The 20,794-nt window shown below is 60.3% G+C and carries 22 protein-coding genes and 1 pseudogene; 11 read left to right on the top strand and 12 right to left on the bottom strand.

The features are described 5' to 3' along the window. Nucleotides 1–19: 19 nt before the first annotated feature. Complete coding sequence (rnr, locus tag JZY08_RS05180) at nt 20–2,374, bottom strand: ribonuclease R (protein WP_216331227.1); 2,355 nt, start codon at nt 2,372–2,374, stop codon at nt 20–22. Beyond that, the gene (topA, locus tag JZY08_RS05185) at nt 2,371–5,055 is read right to left on the bottom strand and encodes a type I DNA topoisomerase (protein WP_216331229.1); all 2,685 of its coding nucleotides are present in this window, start codon (nt 5,053–5,055) and stop codon (nt 2,371–2,373) included. Before topA ends, rnr begins: the two co-directional genes overlap by 4 nt. Before the next feature lie 258 nt (nt 5,056–5,313). Here topA and JZY08_RS05190 point away from each other — a divergent pair, with 258 nt between their 5' ends. Continuing rightward, nucleotides 5,314–5,547, top strand: a complete 234-nt coding sequence (locus tag JZY08_RS05190; RefSeq protein ID WP_080600295.1) for a hypothetical protein — start codon at nt 5,314–5,316, stop codon at nt 5,545–5,547. On the opposite strand, the gene dprA is transcribed toward JZY08_RS05190, so the two are convergent. The 5 genes from dprA to JZY08_RS05215 form a co-directional block, all read right to left on the bottom strand. Next, nucleotides 5,500–6,642, bottom strand: coding sequence for a DNA-processing protein DprA (gene dprA, locus JZY08_RS05195; protein ID WP_216331231.1), 1,143 nt, complete (start codon nt 6,640–6,642; stop codon nt 5,500–5,502). The two genes, JZY08_RS05190 and dprA, sit on opposite strands and share 48 nt — an antisense overlap. Before the next feature lie 22 nt (nt 6,643–6,664). Then, nucleotides 6,665–7,282, bottom strand: coding sequence for a glycerol-3-phosphate 1-O-acyltransferase PlsY (plsY, locus tag JZY08_RS05200; protein WP_216331233.1), 618 nt, complete (start codon nt 7,280–7,282; stop codon nt 6,665–6,667). A 47-nt stretch (nt 7,283–7,329) separates the two neighbouring features. Continuing rightward, complete coding sequence (locus tag JZY08_RS05205; protein ID WP_216331234.1) at nt 7,330–8,622, bottom strand: dihydroorotase; 1,293 nt, start codon at nt 8,620–8,622, stop codon at nt 7,330–7,332. After that, on the bottom strand, nt 8,619–9,560 hold the full coding sequence (locus tag JZY08_RS05210) for an aspartate carbamoyltransferase catalytic subunit (RefSeq protein WP_003502441.1): 942 nt from the start codon (nt 9,558–9,560) through the stop codon (nt 8,619–8,621). The genes JZY08_RS05205 and JZY08_RS05210 overlap by 4 nt, the downstream gene beginning before the upstream one ends. Nucleotides 9,561–9,801: 241 nt before the next feature. Then, on the bottom strand, nt 9,802–10,233 hold the full coding sequence (locus tag JZY08_RS05215) for a hypothetical protein (protein WP_035242813.1): 432 nt from the start codon (nt 10,231–10,233) through the stop codon (nt 9,802–9,804). Nucleotides 10,234–10,741: 508 nt separating this feature from the next. Here JZY08_RS05215 and JZY08_RS05220 point away from each other — a divergent pair. Next, nucleotides 10,742–12,394 carry an acyl-CoA dehydrogenase family protein gene (locus tag JZY08_RS05220; RefSeq protein WP_003496378.1) on the top strand — a complete coding sequence of 551 codons (1,653 nt, stop codon included), beginning with the start codon at nt 10,742–10,744 and terminating at the stop codon, nt 12,392–12,394. 139 nt (nt 12,395–12,533) lie between these two features. After that, nucleotides 12,534–13,145, top strand: a complete 612-nt coding sequence (locus JZY08_RS05225; RefSeq protein ID WP_035242812.1) for a GNAT family N-acetyltransferase — start codon at nt 12,534–12,536, stop codon at nt 13,143–13,145. A 15-nt stretch (nt 13,146–13,160) separates the two neighbouring features. On the opposite strand, the pseudogene JZY08_RS05230 reads toward JZY08_RS05225, so the two are convergent. Continuing rightward, nucleotides 13,161–14,032: pseudogene (locus JZY08_RS05230) on the bottom strand (ornithine cyclodeaminase family protein). On the opposite strand from JZY08_RS05230, the gene JZY08_RS27535 reads away from it, so the two are divergent. The 4 genes from JZY08_RS27535 to JZY08_RS05245 all read left to right on the top strand — a co-directional run bounded on the left by JZY08_RS27535 (nt 13,961) and on the right by JZY08_RS05245 (nt 15,656). Then, entirely contained in the window at nt 13,961–14,113 is a 153-nt protein-coding gene (locus tag JZY08_RS27535; RefSeq protein WP_253204075.1) for a hypothetical protein, read from the top strand. The pseudogene JZY08_RS05230 and the gene JZY08_RS27535 overlap by 72 nt on opposite strands. A gap of 166 nt (nt 14,114–14,279) precedes the next feature. Continuing rightward, a complete protein-coding gene (locus JZY08_RS05235; protein WP_216331235.1) occupies nt 14,280–14,924 on the top strand; it encodes a TetR/AcrR family transcriptional regulator in 645 nt (214 codons plus the stop codon). A gap of 256 nt (nt 14,925–15,180) precedes the next feature. Next, the gene (locus JZY08_RS05240; RefSeq protein WP_158001526.1) at nt 15,181–15,342 is read left to right on the top strand and encodes a hypothetical protein; all 162 of its coding nucleotides are present in this window, start codon (nt 15,181–15,183) and stop codon (nt 15,340–15,342) included. Next, nucleotides 15,339–15,656, top strand: coding sequence for a DUF6105 family protein (locus JZY08_RS05245; RefSeq protein ID WP_216331236.1), 318 nt, complete (start codon nt 15,339–15,341; stop codon nt 15,654–15,656). Before JZY08_RS05240 ends, JZY08_RS05245 begins: the two co-directional genes overlap by 4 nt. Here JZY08_RS05245 and ruvX read toward each other — a convergent pair. Further along, nucleotides 15,608–16,087 (bottom strand): Holliday junction resolvase RuvX, encoded by a 480-nt coding sequence (ruvX, locus tag JZY08_RS05250; protein WP_003496367.1) that lies wholly within the window; start codon nt 16,085–16,087, stop codon nt 15,608–15,610. The two genes, JZY08_RS05245 and ruvX, sit on opposite strands and share 49 nt — an antisense overlap. A gap of 13 nt (nt 16,088–16,100) precedes the next feature. Further along, complete coding sequence (locus JZY08_RS05255; RefSeq protein WP_082184164.1) at nt 16,101–16,403, bottom strand: alkylphosphonate utilization protein; 303 nt, start codon at nt 16,401–16,403, stop codon at nt 16,101–16,103. A gap of 186 nt (nt 16,404–16,589) precedes the next feature. Here JZY08_RS05255 and JZY08_RS05260 point away from each other — a divergent pair, with 186 nt between their 5' ends. The 3 genes from JZY08_RS05260 (at nt 16,590) to gatA (ending at nt 19,244) form a co-directional block, all read left to right on the top strand. Further along, the gene (locus JZY08_RS05260; RefSeq protein ID WP_216331237.1) at nt 16,590–17,294 is read left to right on the top strand and encodes a metal-dependent hydrolase; all 705 of its coding nucleotides are present in this window, start codon (nt 16,590–16,592) and stop codon (nt 17,292–17,294) included. Between the two features lie 125 nt (nt 17,295–17,419). After that, a complete protein-coding gene (gatC, locus tag JZY08_RS05265) occupies nt 17,420–17,707 on the top strand; it encodes an Asp-tRNA(Asn)/Glu-tRNA(Gln) amidotransferase subunit GatC (protein WP_216331238.1) in 288 nt (95 codons plus the stop codon). 55 nt (nt 17,708–17,762) lie between these two features. After that, complete coding sequence (gene gatA / locus JZY08_RS05270) at nt 17,763–19,244, top strand: Asp-tRNA(Asn)/Glu-tRNA(Gln) amidotransferase subunit GatA (protein ID WP_216331239.1); 1,482 nt, start codon at nt 17,763–17,765, stop codon at nt 19,242–19,244. 58 nt (nt 19,245–19,302) lie between these two features. On the opposite strand, the gene JZY08_RS05275 is transcribed toward gatA, so the two are convergent. Next, the gene (locus JZY08_RS05275; protein ID WP_137037489.1) at nt 19,303–19,560 is read right to left on the bottom strand and encodes a YjhX family toxin; all 258 of its coding nucleotides are present in this window, start codon (nt 19,558–19,560) and stop codon (nt 19,303–19,305) included. Nucleotides 19,561–19,879: 319 nt separating this feature from the next. On the opposite strand from JZY08_RS05275, the gene JZY08_RS05280 reads away from it, so the two are divergent. Then, nucleotides 19,880–20,389, top strand: a complete 510-nt coding sequence (locus JZY08_RS05280) for a GNAT family N-acetyltransferase (protein WP_216331241.1) — start codon at nt 19,880–19,882, stop codon at nt 20,387–20,389. Here the strand turns inward: JZY08_RS05280 and JZY08_RS05285 are convergent. Then, entirely contained in the window at nt 20,371–20,703 is a 333-nt protein-coding gene (locus tag JZY08_RS05285) for a DUF1294 domain-containing protein (protein WP_216331243.1), read from the bottom strand. The genes JZY08_RS05280 and JZY08_RS05285 overlap by 19 nt on opposite strands. Nucleotides 20,704–20,794 lie beyond the last annotated feature (91 nt).

The following is a 20,794-nucleotide window of genomic DNA, read 5'->3' on the forward strand; positions in this document are numbered from 1 at the left end:
TCTTGTTAGCGTCGCCGGCCTAACGTCGCCTTCTGGGCGGCCGTGTTCCGGGCTTTGCGGCAGGACGCGATGTCCGCCGGCCCGCCTTGTGGAACGACCGGGTGCCGACCGGCATCTTGCGCCCAGGGCTCAGCATATCAAAACGCAGCGCACCCGCCAGTGGCACCGCTTCCGCGAGCCGCACCTGAACCGTGTCGCCTAGTTGATAACCGAGACCCGTCTTTTCCCCCGTCAGAGCCTGATGCGCCTCGTCGTAAAGGAAATAGTCGGTTCCGAGTGTAGATATAGGAACAAACCCGTCCGCGCCAAACTGCGGCAGCGCGACAAATAGTCCCGCCTTGGTGACACCGCCGACGCGGCCCTCGAACTCTTCACCCACCCGTTCGGAAAGATGATGCGCGATCAGCCGGTTGACGGTGTCGCGCTCGGCCGCCATGGCGCGCCGCTCGAAGGTGGAGATTTCGGCGGCGATATCATCAAGCGTCGCCTCTTCCTGCGGGGTGATGCCGCCTTCGCCGAGGCCCAGTGACCCCACCAGCGCACGGTGCACGATCAGATCGGCATAACGGCGGATCGGCGAGGTGAAATGCGCGTATTTCATCAGGTTGAGGCCGAAATGGCCGATATTTTCCGGGCTGTAGATCGCCTGGCTCTGGCTGCGCAGCACCATTTCGTTGACCATGATCTGGTGCGGCGTGTCGAGTGCGCGTGCCAGAATGCCGTTGAAGGAATTGGCGCGCATGGCCACGCCCTTGGCCATGGAAATGCCGATCGTGCCGAGGAATTCGCGCAGCACCTCCTGCTTCGAGAGCGTCGGCGCGTCATGCACGCGGTAGACCAGCGGCTGCTTTTTCTTTTCAAGCGTCTCGGCGGCGGCGACATTCGCCTGGATCATCATTTCCTCGATCAGCTTGTGCGCGTCGAGGCGTTCGGGAATGACGACCTTGTCCACCGTGCCGTCGGGCCTGAGCTGAATCTTGCGCTCCGGCATGTCGAGTTCCAGCGGCTGGCGGCGGTCGCGGCCGCGCTTCATCACGGCATAGGCGTGCCAAAGCGGCTTCAGGATCGGCTCCAGCAGTGTGCCGGTCTTGTCGTCCGGGTGGCCGTCGATTGCTGCCTGAGCCTGCTGGTAGGAAAGCTTGGCAGCACTTTTCATCATGATGCGATGGAAGGTGTGGCCCGCCTTGCGGCCTTCCTTGGAGAAGGTCATGCGCACGGCAAGGGCAGGGCGGTCGACGCCTTCCTTCAGCGAGCAGAGATCATTGGAAATGCGCTCCGGCAGCATCGGCACGACACGGTCAGGGAAATAGACGGAGTTGCCGCGCTTCAGCGCCTCGCGGTCGAGCGGCGCGCCTGATCGCACATACCAGGAGACATCGGCGATTGCGACGGTGACGATGACGCCATCAGGGTTGTCGGGCGATGTATCCGGTTCGGCATAGACCGCGTCGTCATGGTCCTTGGCGTCGGCCGGATCGATGGTGATGAGCGGCAGGTCGCGCCAGTCCTCGCGGTGCGACATGGTTGCGGGTTTGGCAGCGTCCGCTTCGGCCAGAACATTCGAAGGGAAGATGTGCGGAATGCCGTGGGCATGGATCGCGATCATCGAGATCGCCTTTTCCGAGGCGACTGAGCCGACGACAGACAGAACCTTCGCGCGCGTCAGGCCGTAACGGCCGCTATTGCGTGAGGTTTCCACCTCGATCAGATCGCCGTCCTTGGCGTCGCCGACACCATCGGGGTCGATGACCATTTCCTCGCCGCGCCGGTCGATCGGCATCAGGCGTCCGCCGCCGCCTTCCGTCTGCTTGAACACGCCGAGCAGCGCGTTCTGGCGACGGTCGATGAGCTTCACGACACGGGCGGTATAGGCCGGGCCGACGCTGTCCTTGGAGGGGAAGATCTTTGCCAGAATGCGGTCGCCGAGACCGGCCGCCGGGGCTTTCTTGCCGCGATCCTGCGAGGACTGGCGGATGAGCACGGCAGGTGCCGCGCCCATATCTTCCGGCCATTCCGCCGGCCTGCCAATCAATTCGCCATCCTTGTCGCGGGTGGTGATGTCGAGAACCGTAACGGGCGGCAGGCCACCCGGCCGCGTCAGCGTCTTGCGGCTCTTCTGCACCATGCCGTCGTTTTCAAGCTCCTTCAGCAGCGCCTTGAGAACAACGCGGTCGTCCCCCTTCAGCCCGAAAGCCTTGGCGATTTCGCGTTTGGAGGCCTGCTGCGGATGGTCTGCGATGAATTTCAGCAGCACTTCGCGGGAAGGCACCTCGCCATGGATGATGCCTTCACCTTCGTTCACCCGCTTGCCGCGCCCGGTGCGTCCGAAGCCGTCGCTGGCGGAACCCTGTTTCTGACGCGGCGCCTTGCTCACGATTCTGCCTTCTTGGATTTGGCTGCGGCCTTCGGCTTGGCGGCCGTCTTGCTCTTGGTTGCTGCCTTGGCTTTCGTCGCCTTCGGTTTTGCCGCGGCGTCGCTATCGGCCTTCTTGGCGGCGGGCTTCTTGGCCTTGGCAGGCTTGCCGCCGGTGCCGGTCTTGGCAATGCGCTCGGCAATCAGCACCAGAGACTCGTCCAGCGTCACCGAGGCCGGATCCTGACCCTTCGGAATGGTGGCGTTGACCTTGCCCCAGTTGACGTAAGCGCCATAACGCCCGTCACGCACGGTGATCGGGCCGCCATCAGGGTGGTCGCCCAGTTCCTTCAGCGCTGCCGGCGTGCCGCTGCGGCCGCGTCCCGGTCCCTTGCTCTGCTTTTCGGCAATGACGGTGACGGCGCGGTTGAGACCGATCGAGAACACGTCCTCGATGCTTTCAAGGTTCGCATAGGAACCGTCATGCAGAAGGAACGGCCCATAACGGCCGAGACCGGCCGATATCATCTTGCCGGTTTCCGGATGTTTGCCGATATCGCGCGGCAGGTTGATGAGCGCCAAAGCCTTCTCGTGGTCGATGTCCTCAGGCTTCCAGCCCTTGGGCAGCGAAGAACGCTTGGCTTCCTTGCCGTCGCCGCGCTGGATATAGGGTCCGAAGCGGCCGGAGCGCAGCGTCAACTCTTCACCGGTCATCGGATCGGCGCCGAGTGCCTTCGGCTCGTTCGAGGCCGCAGCTTCGGCTTCCGAACCATCGGAGGTGAGCTGGCGGGTGTAATTGCATTCCGGATAGTTGGAGCAACCGACGAAAGCGCCGTATTTGCCGAGCTTCAGCGAGAGATTGCCGGTGCCGCAAACCTGACAGATGCGCGGATCCGAACCATCCTCACGCTTGGGGAACACCAGCGGCGCCAGAACCTCGTTCAGCGCATCCAGCACGTTGGTGACGCGCAATTCCTTGGTATCTTCGATCTGCGCGAAGAAATCCTTCCAGAAATCGCGCAGCACCTGCTTCCAGTCCAACTCACCAGCGGAAATACGGTCGAGCTTTTCTTCGAGAGCGGCGGTGAAGTCGTATTCGACATATTTGGAGAAGAAGCTTTCGAGGAAAGCCGTCACCAGTCGTCCGCGCGAATGCGGGATGAGCTTGCGCTTGTCGACAATGATATATTCGCGGTCGCTCAGCGTCTTCAGCGTCGCCGCATAGGTGGAAGGACGGCCGATGCCGAGTTCTTCCATCTTCTTGATGAGCGATGCTTCCGAATAACGCGGCGGCGGCTCGGTAAAGTGCTGGCTGGCATTGATCTTCTGCTTGGCGAGGTTCTCGCGCGCATTGATCGGCGGCAGACGGCCTTCGTCGTCACCGTCGTCGCTCTGCTCGCCATCTTCCTTCTGGTCGGTATAGGCGGCGATAAAGCCGTCGAAGCGGATCACCGAACCGACGGCACGAAGACCGGCCTTTTCGCCGTTCTTGTCGGCAAGAATTTCCACCGTGGTACGTTCGATTTCGGCAGATGCCATCTGGCTTGCAATGCCGCGCTTCCAGATCAGGTCGTAAAGACGCAGCTGGTCGGCATCAAGGTAACGCTTCACCTGATCCGGCGTGCGGTTAAAGTCGGTCGGGCGGATCGCCTCGTGCGCTTCCTGGGCGTTCTTTGCCTTCGTTGAATAGAAGCGCGCTTTTTCCGGCACATAGCGGTCGCCGAACTGCTCGCCGATGGCGCGGCGTGCGGCGTCGATCGCTTCCGGTGCCATCTGCACGCCGTCGGTACGCATATAGGTGATCAGACCGACGGTCTCGCCGCCGATATCGATACCTTCATAAAGCTTCTGTGCCACCTGCATGGTGCGCGAGGCGGAAAAGCCCATGCGTGAAGACGCCGCCTGCTGCAACGTCGAGGTGGTGAAGGGCGGGCCGGGATTGCGCTTGACGGGCTTTGCCTCGACGGTGTCGACTACATAGGTCGCACCTTCGAGCAGCGCCTTCAGGCGGTTGGCGTCCTCACCGGTCTTGATCGAGCGGCTTTGCAGGCGCTTGCCATCGGCGGAAACCAGCTTGGCTTCGAACTCGTCACCGCGCGGTGTCTTCAAAAGCGCGCTGATGTTCCAGTATTCCTCGGAGACGAAACGTTCGATCTCGGATTCACGATCGCAGACGAGACGCAATGCAACGGACTGCACGCGGCCGGCCGAGCGGGCGCCGGGCAGCTTGCGCCACAACACCGGCGACAGGTTGAAGCCGACGAGATAATCGAGCGCGCGGCGGGCGAGATAGGCGTCGACCAGTGGAATGTCGATGTCGCGTGGGTTCGCCATCGCATCCAGCACCGCCTTTTTGGTGATGGCGTTGAAGACCACACGCTTCACCGGCTTGTCGCCGAGAACGCGCTTCTTCTTCAAAAGATCGAGCACATGCCAGGAAATCGCTTCGCCCTCGCGATCCGGGTCGGTTGCGAGAAACAGGCCGTCGGAGGATTTCACCGCGTCGGCAATGTCCTTCATGCGCTTGGCGGACGCGCTATCGACCTCCCAGGACATTTCGAAGTCCTGGTCGGGCAGCACCGATCCGTCCTTGGCAGGAAGGTCCCGGACGTGGCCAAAAGATGCAAGAACCTTGTAGCCGGGACCAAGATACTTGTTGATCGTCTTGGCTTTGGCCGGAGATTCTACGACGACGACATTCATATTTTTTTCTCTGGGAACTGGTCCGTTAACATAGCCGGGTTGCAACCGAATGCTGCAACAAGGCCTCTTTATAATTCGACATGGACAGGTAATGCGCGCGGGTCAAGAGGCAAGGCCGATTTTATCACTCCAAGGCGGGTGCAACCTATGGATAATCTATCGTTGTATTGCAATCTTTGGTAAATTGGTTATGGTGACCAACATGATTTGAATCTACTTAATGCCGTTTGTTTCAGATTGAATTTCCAGGATAGATATATGGTCCCGAACGCGACAAACAATAATGCCGATAATGAAGGGACCAGAGAGAACTTGGCTTACATTCGCCAGATGCTGGCGGAACTGCGCCAGGTCGCCAGCCGCGAGGGAGCAGATATGCTCTGCTACCTGATCGAGATGGCCTATGTCGAAGTCGGTGACATCCAGAGCGGACGACGCAAGCTCTCAATCCGCGACGAAGAGCGAAACCCGACCCCCGGCATGCCGGTTTAGTCGCCCGGCTATATCAAGTTCCAGCAGCACCAGATGAACGGTGGCGGCGGAAAAACCCGTGTGACGGATGATATCGTCCGTTTCCACGGGCGAGGGACCGAGAGCGGCTGCGATGATGCTGCGCTCGTCGTCCCCTAGTGGTGACATCTCGATGTCGGATCTCGGTTCCTCGACCTTTCGCTCATACGGCAATTGCGGCTCCATCAGCGGCCGCAGCGCATCGAGAATATCTGAAGCCCCGGTCGTCAGCATCGCGCCTTCCTTGATCAGCCGGTTGGTGCCTTCGCACCGCGCGTCGAGCGGCGAGCCGGGCACGGCGAAAACCAGCCGGCCTGCTTCGCCGGCAAGCCGCGCGGTGATCAGCGAACCCGAACGCTCCGCCGCCTCCACGATGACGACACCGAGGGAGACGCCTGATATCAGCCGGTTGCGGCGGGGAAAATCCCGTGCGCGCGGTTCCCAGCCAAAGGGCATTTCGCTGATGGTCGCGCCGCCCTGATCGTATATGTCCTGCAGCAGCCCGAAATTTTCCTGCGGGTAAGGACGGTCGAGACCGCCCGCCAGCATCGCCACCGTGCCGGTTGCAAGGCTTGCCCGGTGCGCCGCCGCATCTATACCACGCGCCAGTCCAGAAGCGATCGTATAACCGGCCCTTCCACAGTCGCGCGACAACATCGCGGCGAATTTCGCGCCGTTGATGGAGGCGTTGCGCGAGCCGACAATGCCGACACAGGGTCTTGTTGCGGTGGATGCCGACCCCTTCATGGCGATCAGCGGCGGCGCGCCGTCCAGATGCCGCAAGGCGGGTGGATAGTCAGGCTCACCAATGCCGACGAAACGCGCGCCGAATCTTTCAGCCGTTTCGATTTCGCCTTCCGCTTCCGCCAGCGTGGCGATGCGCGGGCTGCGCAATGAACCGCCGCGCCTTGAAAGCTCGGGCAGGGCATCAAGCGCCTTTTCGGCACTGCCGAAATGATTGATGAGTTCGCGGAAGGTGACGGGACCGATATTGTCGCTGCGGATCAGCCGCAGCCAGGCGACCCGCTGCCGGGCGGAAAGCTCTATGCCCTGCCGTGTCGTTTCCTCATGCGGCATGACATATCCTTAAAGACTGGCCTTAGCCTTTTTGCCCGATCCGGCTTTCCGTACCGGCCAGAAGCCGCGATATGTTCTCGCGATGTTTCCACCAGGAAATGGCGCTCAGCACCGTTACCAGCAGCGCCGTCTTTTCAGGTCCGAGTATCCAGAGCGCCACGGGAATGACCAGCATGGCAAGCAGCGCTGACAGCGAGGAATAACGAGTGATGAAAGCGGTCGCGAGCCAGATCAGCGCAAAGGCCAGCATCATTAGCGGTGCTGCGCCTAAAAGCACGCCGATATAGACGGCCACACCCTTGCCGCCCTTGAAACCGAGCCACACTGGAAACAGGTGCCCGAGAAAGGCGAAGAAACCGGCGACCAGCGACGCTTCGTGGCCCCAGAGCGCATTGGCCACCAGCACGGCAGCGGTGCCCTTCAGCGCATCGAGCAGCAAAGTCGCTGCGGCGAGATTCTTGTTGCCGGTGCGCAGAACGTTGGTTGCGCCGATATTGCCGGAACCAATTTTGCGCACATCCCCCAGCCCGGCCATGCGGGTGAGAAGGAGGCCGAAGGGTATCGAACCGAACAGATAGCCGATCAGCGCCGCAAGCGCGAGAAGGGCGGGCGCCGTCTGCCAGTCAGTCAAAGCACTCATTCAAACGTCCCCTCTGTCGCGCCGGCTGCGTGATCTCTGTCGTGTTCTTATGCCAAGGAATGAACGGCTTTGCCAGCCACATAAGTGGCCACAGCGCGGCCGCTGAAACGGGCGTCCTCGAACGGCGTGTTCTTGGATTTTGACACCAGCTGTTCCCGCGTGACGAGCCATGGTTCATCGAGGTCGATCAGGGTGATATCGGCTTTTGCGCCGACTTTAAGCGTTCCCGCATCCAGACCGAAGATTTTCGCCGGACGCGTGGAAAGCGCATCGATCAGCCGCATCAGCGGAACCTCGCCGCTGTGGTGGAGCCGCAGCGCCGCCGCCAGCATGGTTTCCAGCCCCACGGCACCGCTTGCCGCGTCCGAAAAGGGCAGACGTTTGGTGTCCACATCCTGCGGATCGTGCGAAGAGACGATGATGTCGATCGTGCCGTCTTTCAGCGCTTCCACCATGGCCTTGCGATCGTCTTCGGCGCGCAGCGGCGGCGAGAGCTTGAAGAAGGTGCGGTATTCGCCGATATCATTCTCGTTGAGCGTCAGATGGTTGATCGAGATGCCGCAGGTGGCTTTGACGCCCCGCTGCCGCGCAACGCGGATCGCCTCTGCCGATTCCGGTACGGAAATCTTGGCGGCGTGATAGATCGCCTGCGTCAGACCGGCAATGCGCAGGTCGCGCTCCAGAGGGATGATCTCGGCTTCCTTCGGAATGCCTGACAGACCGAGCCAGCTTGCGAAAAGCCCCTCATTCATGTCGCCGCCACCGATATATTTGTCGCGGGTCTCGAGCGCGATCACCGCACCCAGTTCGCGCGCATAGGTCATGGCGCGGCGCAGGACCAGCGTGTCGGAAAGCGCCTTGCGGCCATTGGTGAAGGCCACCGCACCGGCTTCCTTCAGCATGCCGATCTCGGTCATTTCCTCGCCCCTGAGGCCTTTGGTCAGCGCCGCCGAGGGATGAACATTGACAATCGCCTTGTCGCGCGCCGTCTTTTTCACATATTCGACCAGCGCGATATCGTCGATCACGGGATCAGTGTCCGGCATGACGATGATGCTGGTAACGCCGCCGGCCGCTGCCGCGCGCGAGGCGGATTCGATTGTTTCGCGGTGCTCGCCGCCCGGTTCGCCAACGAAGACCCGGGCATCCACCAGACCGGGTACGGCCACCAGCCCCTTGCAGTCGCGAACCGTCGCACCTTCGGGAGCACCCTGATTGTGAGCATCCCTGCCGGACGCGAGGATCGTGCCGTCAGCACCGATGATGACGCTGCCGGCCTCGTCCAGATTGCGGGAGGGATCGACGATGCGGAGGTTCTTGAGAACGGTTACGGCACTCATACGCGCTCACCCTGATTTTGCGAGACAAGCAGGGTTTCCATGACGGCCATACGCACGGCAACCCCCATTTCCACCTGGCTTTCGATGACGCTCTGCGGACCATCGGCCACTTCGGAAGCGATTTCGACGCCACGGTTCATCGGGCCGGGATGCATGACCAGCGCATCTTCCTTCGCCGCCTTCAGCTTTTCGGCATCGAGACCGTAATAATGGAAATATTCACGCACCGAAGGCACGAAGGAGCCGGACATGCGCTCGCGCTGCAGGCGCAGCATCATCACCACATCGGCGTTCTTCAGCCCTTCCTTCATGTCGTGGAAGACCTCGACGCTCATGTCGCGGATACCGGAGGGGAGAAGCGTGGCGGGGGCGACGACGCGCACGCGCGCACCCATCTGGTTGAGGAGGATGATGTTGGAGCGGGCAACGCGCGAATGCAGCACGTCGCCGCAGATCGCCACCGTGATGCCAGATAGCTCGCCCTTGGCGCGGCGGATGGTCAGCGCGTCGAGAAGGGCCTGCGTCGGGTGTTCGTGCTGGCCGTCGCCGGCATTGACCACGGAGCAGGCGACCTTCTGCGCGAGAAGGGCTGCCGCACCGGCGGAAGAATGGCGCACGACCAGCACATCCGGGCGCATGGCGTTCAGCGTCATCGCCGTATCGATCAGCGTTTCGCCCTTCTTCACCGAGGAGTTGCCCACCGACATGTTCATCACGTCTGCGCCAAGGCGCTTTCCGGCAAGCTCGAAGGAGGATTGCGTGCGCGTAGAGGCTTCGAAAAACAGGTTGATCTGCGTGAGGCCCCGGAGCGTCGAGGTCTTTTTCTCGCGCTGGCGGCTGATTTTCACCGCCTCGTCGGCCTTGTCGAGAAGCAGGGTGATGTCCTGATGGGAAAGCCCCTTGATGCCGAGGAGATGGCGATGGGGGAAGAAGACCATGCGGTTTGCCTCCTGACGGGCGTCGCATTTTCCCGTGAAAATGCCCGGAACGCCCGAATGCTGATCCGTGCGCTCCATTCGCTGTGAACACGCCGGTGGAGTGCCGCGGAATTCGGTCCTGCGCTCTATAGAGATTGCTTGCCGCAGGGGCAAGCACCCGTGAACCCCTGAAATGAAAACATGGCGATGTTTCCCCAGCGCGCGAGAAAAAGTGGACTATCTGACCGCGTTTGAGCGAATGTCAGATGATGCCATGCTTTCTCAAAAGCGCCTGCTCGTCGCCCGAAGCCCAGCCGAAAACTTTAGGCTTCCCGTCCAGATTCTGGACAAAGTAGTGAACATCGAAATCGATTGCGACATCCGCCTGGCTTTTGGGGGCAAAGGTCGCCGTCCAGGCAACATGGGCGACGCAATGATGTTCATCGATGGGCGAGAGGTGGATATTGCGGATCCGCATCTCTTTCGTTCCTATCGCCCGATAGCGCTCATAACCCTTTGTCATGACCTGCCTCAGTTGCGCGTCATTCTTTCCGGTCATCACTCCTGAAGGGGAAGCGGCGATGAAGTCTGACGCATAGAGGGATGCGACCTCTTCCATATCCATGTGACCGTTGAGCGACCTGTTGAAAAACCGCTCGTATCGCTCGAAGAGCTTTCTTACACCGGCCTCCATGGTTTCCTCCCTGCGCAGCCTTCCAATAAGTTGCGAACCGAAAAAGCCTGCCGAAAGTTCCACGTCGGGTGATGGCTGATGCATAATATTCGACATATGCGATGATTGGGTTTCAGCCAGATCACGCATTCGCTCCAGGCTGAGTGGAGTTGCCGTGTGCAGAGCCTAATATTGAAGTGGCTGAGGGGTTCGTCGCTTGTCTTACATCAAGGCGCCGCACATCCTTTTTTGGGCGCTGGTGGCATGCGCGGTCCTTGTGGGATTTCGATTGGAAGCCTTCTCATCCGCCATGCGGGCCACTCTTCGCCGATGCTCGTTCGAGGCACGGCATCCGGCTTCCTCATGGCGCTGTCCCTCGGTCTTGCCGGAAACGTGTTCGGCATTTTCTAGACCGGTCCTGAAAAATGCTGAAAGCGGGGGTTTAATCGTCTCAATCGCTTCCTGTGGGCGGGATTATGCAATATCACCCCCCTATGCAATTCCAGTAAAAAACAGCTAGAAGCAGTGGATGACCCAGAATTCCCGGACAGAAGAAACGCTCGCCGAACTGAACCAGCCCAGCCTCTGGTCCGGTATCAATGCCTATCGTTCCGACCCGCTGATCGTCGACCTCACCTCTGGCCTGTCCCGCAATCTGAGAGAAGAGTTCGACCAGCTCGGGCGATACGTGACCTCGCATGAGGCGCAGGAACTGGCGCGCATGGCCAACCAGGGCGTGCCGCAGCTGCACACCCACGGCCCGCGCGGCGAACGTCTCGATCAGGTGGAGTTCCACCCCGCATGGCACGCGCTGATGCGCCGCTCCATGTCATCGGGCCTTCATTCCAGCGTCTGGGAAAATCTGGCCGAAACGCGCGGCAATGAACACAAGGCCCGCGCCACCAAGTTCTATCTGACCTCGCAGCTCGAGGCCGGGCACCTCTGCCCGCTGACGATGACCAGCGCCTCCGTCGCCGCCATCATGACCTCGCCACGCGTGCAGAAGGAATGGGTGCCGAAGATCCTGTCGCGCAAATATGATTCTTCGCAGAAACCGGGGCTGCAGAAAACCGCCGTGACCATCGGCATGGGCATGACGGAAAAGCAGGGCGGCACGGATGTGCGCGCCAACCGCACTACGGCGGAACGGGTGGGCGAGGGCATCTATCGCCTGTCCGGCCACAAGTGGTTCCTGTCCGCGCCGATGAGCGACGGTTTTGTGATGCTGGCCCAGATGGGCGACGGCATGGGCTGCTTCCTGGTGCCGCGTTATCTGGAAGATGGTTCGAAGAACGGCCTGCATTTCCAGCGCCTCAAGGATAAGCTCGGCAACCGCTCCAACGCCTCTGCCGAGGTCGAGTTCACCGATGCTTTCGGTTATATTCTCGGCGATCCAGGCAGCGGGGTGCGCACCATCCTCGACATGGTGACGCTGACGCGGCTCGACTGTGCGCTCGCATCGGCCGGCATGATGCGTGCCTCGCTCGCGGAAGCTGTGCATTTCGCCCGCGGCCGTTCGGTTTTCGGCAAAATGCTGGTCAGCCAGCCGATCATGACGCGTGTTCTTGCCGACATGGCGCTGGATGTCGCCGCCGCGACGGCGCTTTCCTTCCGGCTGGCGTCGGCCTTCGATGCCGCGCGCAACAATCCGGCGGAAGCCGCCTATGCACGGGTCATGACGCCGATCGTGAAATACTGGTGCTGCAAGATCGCGCCCGCGCTGATTTACGAGGCCATGGAATGCCTCGGCGGTAACGGCTATGTCGAAGAGCGGCCGATTGCCCGCCACTACCGCGAAGCGCCCGTGAACGCCATCTGGGAAGGCTCCGGCAACGTCATGGCGCTGGATGTGCTGCGGGTTCTTCAGCGTGGCAAGGATCTGTTCGATCTCGTCTTCCAGACGCTGGAGCGGGATCTTGGACCTGCCGGCAAAAAGACCACCGACGTCCTGCGTGCCGCAATCGCCCTTGCCGAGCGCGATGAGGGGGCTGCCCGCCTGCTGGTCGAGCAGTTCGCGCTCGCTGCGGCCGCTGCCGAGCTTTGCCGGCTGGGTGCCGGCAAGATAGCCGACGCGTTCCTGGAGACCCGTCTTGCGGGTGGCTGGCGCCACACTTACGGCATGCTCGATTCCCGCTTCGATCCAAATTATATTATCGATCTTCTGTATCCGCCCGCGTCCTGAGCGACGAAGGGCGGATGACGGTTGTTGCATTCCCGGCGGGAGGGGGCTCGGATTTGAAAAAAAGCGGTGGCATGGAGCGTGCTTTGATCTGTCGTGACAGCGTCGCGTGTCGATGCGCGGCAATGGAGGGCGGCTGCAGATGCTGACGTTTCGTTCCGCCCGCCTGGAAGATGAGGATGCGCTTTACGCCATAAGTCTTGCAACCGGCGATGCCGGGGAAGACGCGACGCCGCTCTACCGTGACGGCCGCATGGTGGGTCATATCTATTCCGCACCTTACCTGCATCTGTGGCCCGATGCCGTATTTGTGGCGGAGGATGAGGAAGGTGTGTGCGGTTATATCGCCGGCACGCTTGATACGGCCTTGCACGAAGCGCGTCTGGAAGAGGAGTGGTGGCCGCATCTGCGCGCCCTTTACCCCGACCCCGGCGGTGACCAGCAGACATGGGACGCCGACCAGCGCCGCGCCCATTTCATCCACCACCCGCGCCGCACACCCACCTGGCTCACTGACCCGTTTCCGGCCCATATCCACATGAACCTTCTACCGCGCACGCAGGGCAAGGGCGGCGGCACACGGCTTTTGTCGCGCTGGCTGGACATGGCAAGGCAAAACAACGTCTACGGCATCCACCTTGGTGCCAGTGAGCGTAATAGCGCAGGCATGCGCTTTTGGGAAACGCGCGGCTTCAAGCGTCTCGACAGCCACGAGACACCCGGCACCGTGTGGTTCGGCATGGCGCTGGAATAGAAGCTGAGGATAACGCTATCCACGTTGCTTCAATATCGCCGCGGCGACCGCCACTTCGGTTCCGGCGAGACCGGTCGAGCAAAAAAGAGTGGTTACATCGGCGCTTCGGTGCCACGGCGTGTTTTCAGCAATGATTGACGCCAGATCTTCGACCCGTTCTTCGTGGCTTGTTCCCGCCAGAAAGAATGGAGAAGCGTAGGCTCGCATCTGTTCGGGGGAATCGGTCGCGATACGATGCGCCATTTTCGCGACATCCAGATCGATTTCATGGCCTTCAATGGTTTTGGGACCAACGGTGTTGATATGGGCGCCCGGCTTTAAATCCTTCGCACGAAGAACGGGCACTGAACTGCTTGTCGCACAAATGACGATATCGGCACCGCGAACGGCTTCTGCGGCACTGTCGACAGCTTCAATATCAAGGCCGAGATACCGCTGCATCTCCTCCGCGAAAGCTTTGCGATTTGCTTCGCTGCGGCTATAGACCCGAACATGCGAGAGCCGCCGCACCGCTGCCGCTGCGACAAGTTGCATTCGTGCCTGCAAACCGCTTCCGACAACGCCGGCTGTGGTTGCATCCACGTCACTGAGGTGTCGAATGGCGACGCCGCCGATTGCGCCGGTGCGAATCGCGCCAAGCTTCTCTCCGATGACGATGCCTTCAAGCTTGGCAGTTTCCGTCGACCAGACCGCGACGATCTGCGAGTGGTGACTGCCATTGAAAGTGTCGTAGACGCGAAAGCCGGCAATTGGTGCGCTGTCCTGAACGCCTCCCACGGTAAAACGAGATCACCTTTACCGGGAAAGGTGACGTGGTGCCGTGGCGGCGAGATCATTCGGCCATGCGCCTTTTGCCGCATGGCAATTTCCACCGCGTCGATGGCGATCTGCATGATGGCGCCGCCGGTCAAATCCTCATCCGTCAATATTGTCGTCATGGCGTTTTCCTTGAAGGCCTCGCAACCTAAAATAACAAGCAAAGTTGAGGTCAAGCCGCCCTTCTGAAAAATCTTCTGTTGCCTCCACCCTTGTCATCCACAGGAACCTTCTTCCCGGCCGCTCCGCTGCATTGTCCTTGTCTTCATGCTTTGTTAACCCCTTGGGTCAGGCCTTTTAAACGACGGGTAGAAAAGCATGCTGGCGACCGCAGAGGTGATTTCAGCCGACACACCGGAAAAGCGTGTCAAGGATCGCGCCGCGACCGAGAAGGCGATTTTTAACGCCGCGCGGTCGCTTCTGGCGGAAGAGGGCTTTCAGGGTTTCGGCATCAATGCCGTTGCCCGCCGCGCCGGCTGCGACAAGCAGCTCATCTATCGCTATTTCGGTGGTCTCGACGGCCTGATCGAGGCGATCGGCGAGGATCTTGGCTCCTGGGTGAAGGACCGTATTCCCGAAGATACCGGCGGCATGTTCCTTCTGACCTATGGCGATCTCATGGAAAAGCTGGCGCTTTATTTCATGGATGCGCTGCGCAGCGATCCTCTCGTCTGCAAGATCATTGCCTGGGAAGTATCGGATGGCTCGCCGCAGGTCAGGCAGCTGGCCGAAGCCCGTGCCAAATCGCTCGGCAAATGGCTGGAGCGCATGCGCGGTTCGCTGGCGGCGCCGAAGGGTGTGGATACCGCGGCCGTCAACGCCGTGTTGTTTGCCGCCATCCAGCATCTTGTCATTTCCGCTGCAACCAGCGGCCAGTTCGCCGGCGTACCGCTTAAATCCGATCGTGACTGGGACAAGATCACGACCGCCGTCAAACGGCTCGTGCGCGGCGTTTACGGCTGAAACCGCTTCGAGGGGCGGGGATACTTGTCTCCCTTGAAGGGCAGTCAGCGATTAAGGAAAAATCAGCCATGTTTTCACCGGCGGGCAACCGTCCGGCATCTCTGTCCGTTGCCCTGGGTCACACGCTTGTCCACAGACCCGGGCCGCCAGCGTTAACCATAATGACAGCTTTCATTTGCGTCGCCATGCCTGCCGGTCCAGTGTGAATTAACGAAGTGTTAACCATGCACAATGATTGCGCATAAGGGAGCCGCAAGTGAGCCGCTGGACAGCTTTAGGCGTCATGATGACGTTTTTTGTTATGCTGCCGTTGGATATCGACGCGCCGGCGCTGAACCTTTGCCTGATGGCTCTGGTGCGCTGGGCGGTGCTTGCCGGCATCCCCGACACGGTATTTGGCGGGGAACAGGCGGCATGAAGTGGTTTCTGATCCTCTGGGCCGGTCCCGTGGCATTGCTGGGCAGCTGGTACTGGCTTTCCTACTACGACATGAGCTTCGGTTTTTATATGCTGACGCGCGAAACGCATGATCTGGTGTTTCAGGTTTATGGCAATATTCTCGGCCTGCCGCCCGAAAGCCTGCCGCCGCTCGTCGCGCGCGCCATAGCGGTCGACAGCCTGATCGTTTTTGCGATCCTTGCTTTCCGCAAGAGAAAGCGGATTGCCGCCTGGTGGCGGGGCCGTCAGTCGGTCGCGCGGGCGAGTGCCGAAAGCCTGTCCAGCGCGCCCTGAAGAATGAAACTCGCGGCCGCCGAATCGATGCGTTCGGCCCGCTTGGCGCGTGATACGTCCATTTCCAGAAGCGCACGCTCGGCGGCAACGGTGGAAAGCCGCTCATCCCAGAAAATGAAGGGCAGGGCGGTTTTTTCGCCCATGGTGCGCACGAAGGCGCGCGTCGCCTGTACGCGCGGCCCGGCTGAGCCGTCCATGTTCATCGGTAGGCCGATGATGAAGGCGGCCACCTTCTCCTTCTCGGCAAAGGCCAGCAGTACTTCGGCGTCCTGCGTGAATTTTACCCGCTTGAGGACGGGGCGCGGTGTCGCGAAACGCCGCGACAGGTCCGACATGGCAAGCCCGATGGTTTTCGTGCCAAGGTCGAGGCCGGCAATCGCCTGTGCGGGCTGAAGCGTTTCCGCAAGTTCCTCGATGGTGAGTATCGCCATGTCGCGCGCTGCCTTATCGTTTGCGGACGAATTCGGTGCGCAGCACCAGACCCTTGACCGTCTCGTGCCTGCAATCGATCTCTTCCGGGTTTTCGGTCAGTCGGATCGATTTGATGACGGTGCCCTGCTTGATGACCGTGTTGGTGCCCTTGACCTTCAGATCCTTGATCAACGTCACCTGGTCGCCATCCGCAAGCACATTGCCTGCCGCATCGCGGACTTCGTTGGCACGCGACGCCTCGGCGGCCAGTTCGGAAGCGGGCCGCCATTCGCCGGTTGCCTCGTCATACACGTAATCGTCATTATCCGCGGCCATTGTCGCCTCTCTGAAATATCGGTAGTGCGGTGTTCAGGCCGTCCAGAGCGCATCCGGTTTGAACGGGACTGCTGGACGTACTCTAGACCTTTGATTTTACGCATTTTCCAGACGTAAAACCGCTACACACTTTTACTGGAAATGCTCTATGTCATAATATACGGGCAATACAAAGGAGAACTTCCCATGAAAATCACCTGGCTCGGCCATTCCGCCTTCCGCCTCGAAAACGGCAGCGCGAAGATCCTCATCGACCCGTTTTTCACCGGCAATCCCGGTTTTGCCGGGCAGGACGGAAAGACGGCGGCCGAAGGCATTACCCATATTCTCCTGACCCACGGCCATGGCGACCATGTGGGGGATACCGTCCAGCTTGCCCGCGAAACGGGCGCGACAGTACTTGCCAATGCCGATCTCGCCGCCTGGCTTTCCACCAAGGGCGTGGCGAAGGTCGATATGGGCAATACCGGCGGCACCGTGCATTTCGATGGTTTTTCCGTCACCTTCACAAACGCGCTGCATTCCTCGGCCCAGATCACCGAGGATGGCGTCTCGCATTCGCTCGGCAACGCCAATGGCCTGATGCTGCATTTCGAAGACGGCCCGACCGTCTATCACATGGGCGATACGGATATCTTTTCGGACATGAAGCTGATCAACGAGTTGCATCAGCCGGATATCGGCCTGGTGCCCATCGGTGACCGCTTCACCATGGGTGGGGCTGTGGCGGCACTGGCCTGCCAGCGCTTCTTCAAGTTCGAAAATGTCATCCCCTGCCATTACGGTTCCTTCCCGATCATCGACCAGACGCCGGAGAAGTTCGTGGCCGGCATGGAGGGGTCGGAAGCGCGCGTCCATACGCCGAAGGCCGGCGATACATTGTCCTTCTGAGGCTCCATTCAGGCATGTCGCCGGAGCAAAACCGTTCCACAGTTTGGTGCGACATGTTTTCTACCGTTGCGAATGGCGGGCATGGTCATTATAGCGGGTAGGAAAATTCCTACCGGAGTAAAACCATGTCCGTCGATCTCGCCACCGTAAAGCGCGTTGCGCGCCTTGCCCGTATCGCTGTCAGCGAAGAAGAAGCACAGAATATGCTCGGCCAGCTGAACGGCATACTCGGTTTCGTGGAGCAGCTTTCGGAAGTGAATGTCGAGGGCGTCGAGCCCATGACCTCCGTCACGCCGGTGGAAATGAAAAAACGTGCCGACGTGGTGACCGACGGCAACAAGGCGGAAGACATCGTCGCCAATGCGCCCGCGACCGACCGGGACTTCTTCATGGTTCCGAAAGTGGTCGAATAGTCCGACCGCCGTTTGCCGCCCGATTTTTCCAAGATTTCGAAAGCCGTTGCCGACCATGACCGACCTGACGAGCCTGACCATTGCCGAAGCCCGCGAAAAGCTGAAGGCGAAAGAATTTTCCGCCCTTGAGCTGACCGACGCCTATCTCTCCGCCATCGATGCGGCGAATGGCGCGCTGAACGCCTATGTCGTAACCACGCCTGAAAAGGCGCGCGACATGGCGAAAGCCTCCGATGGCCGCATCGCCGCAGGCACGGCGGGTGAACTGGAAGGTGTTCCGCTTGGCGTGAAGGACCTTTTCGCCACCCGCGACGTGCACACGCAGGCATGTTCGCATGTTCTCGACGGCTTCAAGCCGAAATACGAATCCACCGTCACCCAGAACCTTTGGGATCAGGGCGCCGTCATGCTCGGCAAGCTGAACATGGACGAATTCGCCATGGGCTCGTCCAATGAAAACTCCTGGTACGGACCGGCGATCAACCCCTGGCGTGCGAACGGTTCCGAGCAGAAGCTCGTGCCGGGCGGCTCTTCCGGTGGTTCGGCCGCAGCCGTTGCCGCGCATCTGTGCGCAGGTGCTACCGCCACCGACACCGGCGGCTCCATCCGCCAGCCCGCAGCCTTTACCGGCACCGTCGGCATCAAGCCAACCTATGGCCGCTGCTCGCGTTTCGGCATCGTCGCTTATGCTTCCTCGCTCGATCAGGCCGGTCCAATCGCCCGTGACGTGCGCGACGCGGCGATCCTGCTCAGGACCATGGCAAGCGTCGATGCGAAGGATACGACTTCCGTCGACCTACCGGTGCCGGATTACGAAAAGGCCATCGGCCAGTCGCTGAAGGGCCTGAAGATCGGTATCCCCAGGGAATACCGCGTTGACGGTATGCCGGAGGAAATCGAAAAGCTCTGGGCCAAGGGTGTCGAATGGCTTCGCGATGCGGGTGCCGAGGTGGTCGATATCTCGCTGCCGCACACCAAATACGCTCTGCCCGCCTATTACATCGTCGCGCCCGCGGAAGCCTCTTCCAACCTCGCCCGTTATGACGGCGTGCGTTATGGTCTGCGCGTCGACGGCAAGGATATTGCCGACATGTACGAGAAGAGCCGTGCCGCCGGTTTCGGCAAGGAAGTGCAGCGCCGTATCATGGTCGGCACCTATGTGCTTTCGGCCGGTTATTACGACGCCTATTACCTGAAGGCGCAGAAGGTTCGCACGCTCATCAAGCGCGATTTCGAAAACGTCTTCCATGAGGGCGTCGACGCCATCCTGGCACCCATCACCCCGTCTTCTGCCTTTGCCGTGGGTGATGAGGAACTCGCCTCCGATCCGGTGAAGATGTATCTTCAGGACGTCTTTACGATCACCGTCAACATGGCCGGCCTTCCGGGCCTCTCGGTGCCCGCCGGTCTTGACGGCAAGGGTCTGCCACTCGGCCTGCAGCTTATCGGCAAGCCATTCGAGGAAGAAACGCTCTTCAAGACGGCGCACGCGATCGAACAGGCTGCCGGTAAGTTCACCCCCGCCAAGTGGTGGTGATCTACCTAACCAGGGTTAGAAATCGGACGGGCGGCATCCAATGCCGCCCGTTTGTTTTTCATCGATTGTCCAGCTCACCCCGCACGAGTTCCAGCCCACGCGTGGTGATGCGATAAGGCTTGCCGCTGGAAGAGGCGATGGCCCTCTTCCGTTTCAGTTTGCGGAAGGTAAGCAGATCGAGACCGCTGAAAATCCAGCCGTCGCGCGTATAAAGCGCGAGTTTCTCGATTTTGCGGTCTTCGTCTCGAGTAAGTTCAATTCTGCCGCCCTGGGCGAGCAGGTGAAGAATGCGCTGTTCTGCGCGGGAAATGTCCATTTTCGGAAATCCGGTCGGCGTCTTCTAGACGCGTGAAAACAAACCCGGGTGCCGTTAAGGCATCCGGCTCGGTTTCATCTGGCCCGGCGCGCAAGAAACTTGCGGGCAGGGCCTTTACCAGGACTCCGATTGAGCGAACATAAAAACTCCAGAATTGCTCCTTTGGGTTAGCGGGCAAAATCAGCGCGGTCAAGTCCGTCGAAATTTTCCCATCCGCCGCCACCGTGGCGGTCGCCCAGATCGATATTGCGCGTCAAGGCTGCCGCTGGCCGAATCGCACTACCGATGCTTTACTCCTTAAGGCCATGGAGGGCGCGGCTTGATCGTCATTCGCAATGCATATCAGCAGGAAGCGGAGGTTCTGTCGGCCATCGGCCTCAGGTCTTGGCGGCAGGCGACAATGGCGCTCGGCATCACCGCGACGCTTTACGAGAATGCGGCCAGTGCCTTTTCCAATTTCACCCGCTCGTCATGGCTTGCCATCCGCGTGGCGGAATTCGGCGGTGCGGTCGCCGGATGGGCGGCGCGGGAACATTTCGACGAGACGATTTCCGATTTCTGGATCGACCCGGATTTTCAGCGGAAACGGGTCGGCAGCTTCCTTTTGGCTGACATGGAACGGCTGATAGAGGGAAGGGGTTTCGACACCATCCGTCTTGAAACCCACGCCCAGAACGAACCGGCCGTCGCCTTCTTCAGGCATCACGGCTATAGCGTTCGCTGGCTCTCCATTTCATATGCGGTAAAGCTTGATCGCGACGTGCAGTCGGTGGGCCTCCAAAAACAGCTTGTCGAGGTCGAGAGCGGTCTTTACGGCACGGAATTCTGAGAGAGGGCGCCGAGGCCATTCACAAGCCGCATCGGCCAATCCGGCATGATGACGAGGGATGCGACAAAGCCTACCTGTACCACAATGATGGATATCAGGATGCTGCGGAACGGCTCCTTGCGCGTTTTATGCCGCAGCAGGCGTTGCGCCGAGATCGCGCCAAGGCTGCCACCGGCAAAAGCGAGCCACAACAGGGTGCTTTCGCGAACGCGCCATTCGCTGTTTCTCGCCGCCCGCTTGTCCCGCCAATAGACAAGAAAGACGAAAAGATTGAAGGCGATATAGATCGTGAGTGAGAGAGCGATCATCGTCATGGTGTGAATAGATATTGGGAACGGTAAAAAACACGTATGCTGCTGTGCCGAAAATCCGGTGCTTGGCGCGACAGGGCGCAACATGTCTTGC

Origin of the sequence: Rhizobium sp. X9 (assembly GCF_018873185.1) — a bacterium.
Lineage (GTDB): Bacteria > Pseudomonadota > Alphaproteobacteria > Rhizobiales > Rhizobiaceae > Agrobacterium > Agrobacterium oryzihabitans.

Coding starts and splice junctions, on each gene's coding strand:
- topA (WP_216331229.1), bottom strand. CDS start 5,055: ATGAATGTCGTCGTCGTAGAATCTCCGGCCAAAGCCAAGACGATCAAC.
- JZY08_RS05190 (WP_080600295.1), top strand. CDS start 5,314: ATGGTCCCGAACGCGACAAACAATAATGCCGATAATGAAGGGACCAGA.
- dprA (WP_216331231.1), bottom strand. CDS start 6,642: ATGCCGCATGAGGAAACGACACGGCAGGGCATAGAGCTTTCCGCCCGG.
- plsY (WP_216331233.1), bottom strand. CDS start 7,282: ATGAGTGCTTTGACTGACTGGCAGACGGCGCCCGCCCTTCTCGCGCTT.
- JZY08_RS05205 (WP_216331234.1), bottom strand. CDS start 8,622: ATGAGTGCCGTAACCGTTCTCAAGAACCTCCGCATCGTCGATCCCTCC.
- JZY08_RS05210 (WP_003502441.1), bottom strand. CDS start 9,560: ATGGTCTTCTTCCCCCATCGCCATCTCCTCGGCATCAAGGGGCTTTCC.
- JZY08_RS05215 (WP_035242813.1), bottom strand. CDS start 10,233: ATGGAGGCCGGTGTAAGAAAGCTCTTCGAGCGATACGAGCGGTTTTTC.
- JZY08_RS05220 (WP_003496378.1), top strand. CDS start 10,742: ATGACCCAGAATTCCCGGACAGAAGAAACGCTCGCCGAACTGAACCAG.
- JZY08_RS05225 (WP_035242812.1), top strand. CDS start 12,534: ATGCTGACGTTTCGTTCCGCCCGCCTGGAAGATGAGGATGCGCTTTAC.
- JZY08_RS05235 (WP_216331235.1), top strand. CDS start 14,280: ATGCTGGCGACCGCAGAGGTGATTTCAGCCGACACACCGGAAAAGCGT.
- JZY08_RS05245 (WP_216331236.1), top strand. CDS start 15,339: ATGAAGTGGTTTCTGATCCTCTGGGCCGGTCCCGTGGCATTGCTGGGC.
- ruvX (WP_003496367.1), bottom strand. CDS start 16,087: ATGGCGATACTCACCATCGAGGAACTTGCGGAAACGCTTCAGCCCGCA.
- JZY08_RS05255 (WP_082184164.1), bottom strand. CDS start 16,403: ATGGCCGCGGATAATGACGATTACGTGTATGACGAGGCAACCGGCGAA.
- JZY08_RS05260 (WP_216331237.1), top strand. CDS start 16,590: ATGAAAATCACCTGGCTCGGCCATTCCGCCTTCCGCCTCGAAAACGGC.
- gatC (WP_216331238.1), top strand. CDS start 17,420: ATGTCCGTCGATCTCGCCACCGTAAAGCGCGTTGCGCGCCTTGCCCGT.
- gatA (WP_216331239.1), top strand. CDS start 17,763: ATGACCGACCTGACGAGCCTGACCATTGCCGAAGCCCGCGAAAAGCTG.
- JZY08_RS05275 (WP_137037489.1), bottom strand. CDS start 19,560: ATGGACATTTCCCGCGCAGAACAGCGCATTCTTCACCTGCTCGCCCAG.
- JZY08_RS05285 (WP_216331243.1), bottom strand. CDS start 20,703: ATGACGATGATCGCTCTCTCACTCACGATCTATATCGCCTTCAATCTT.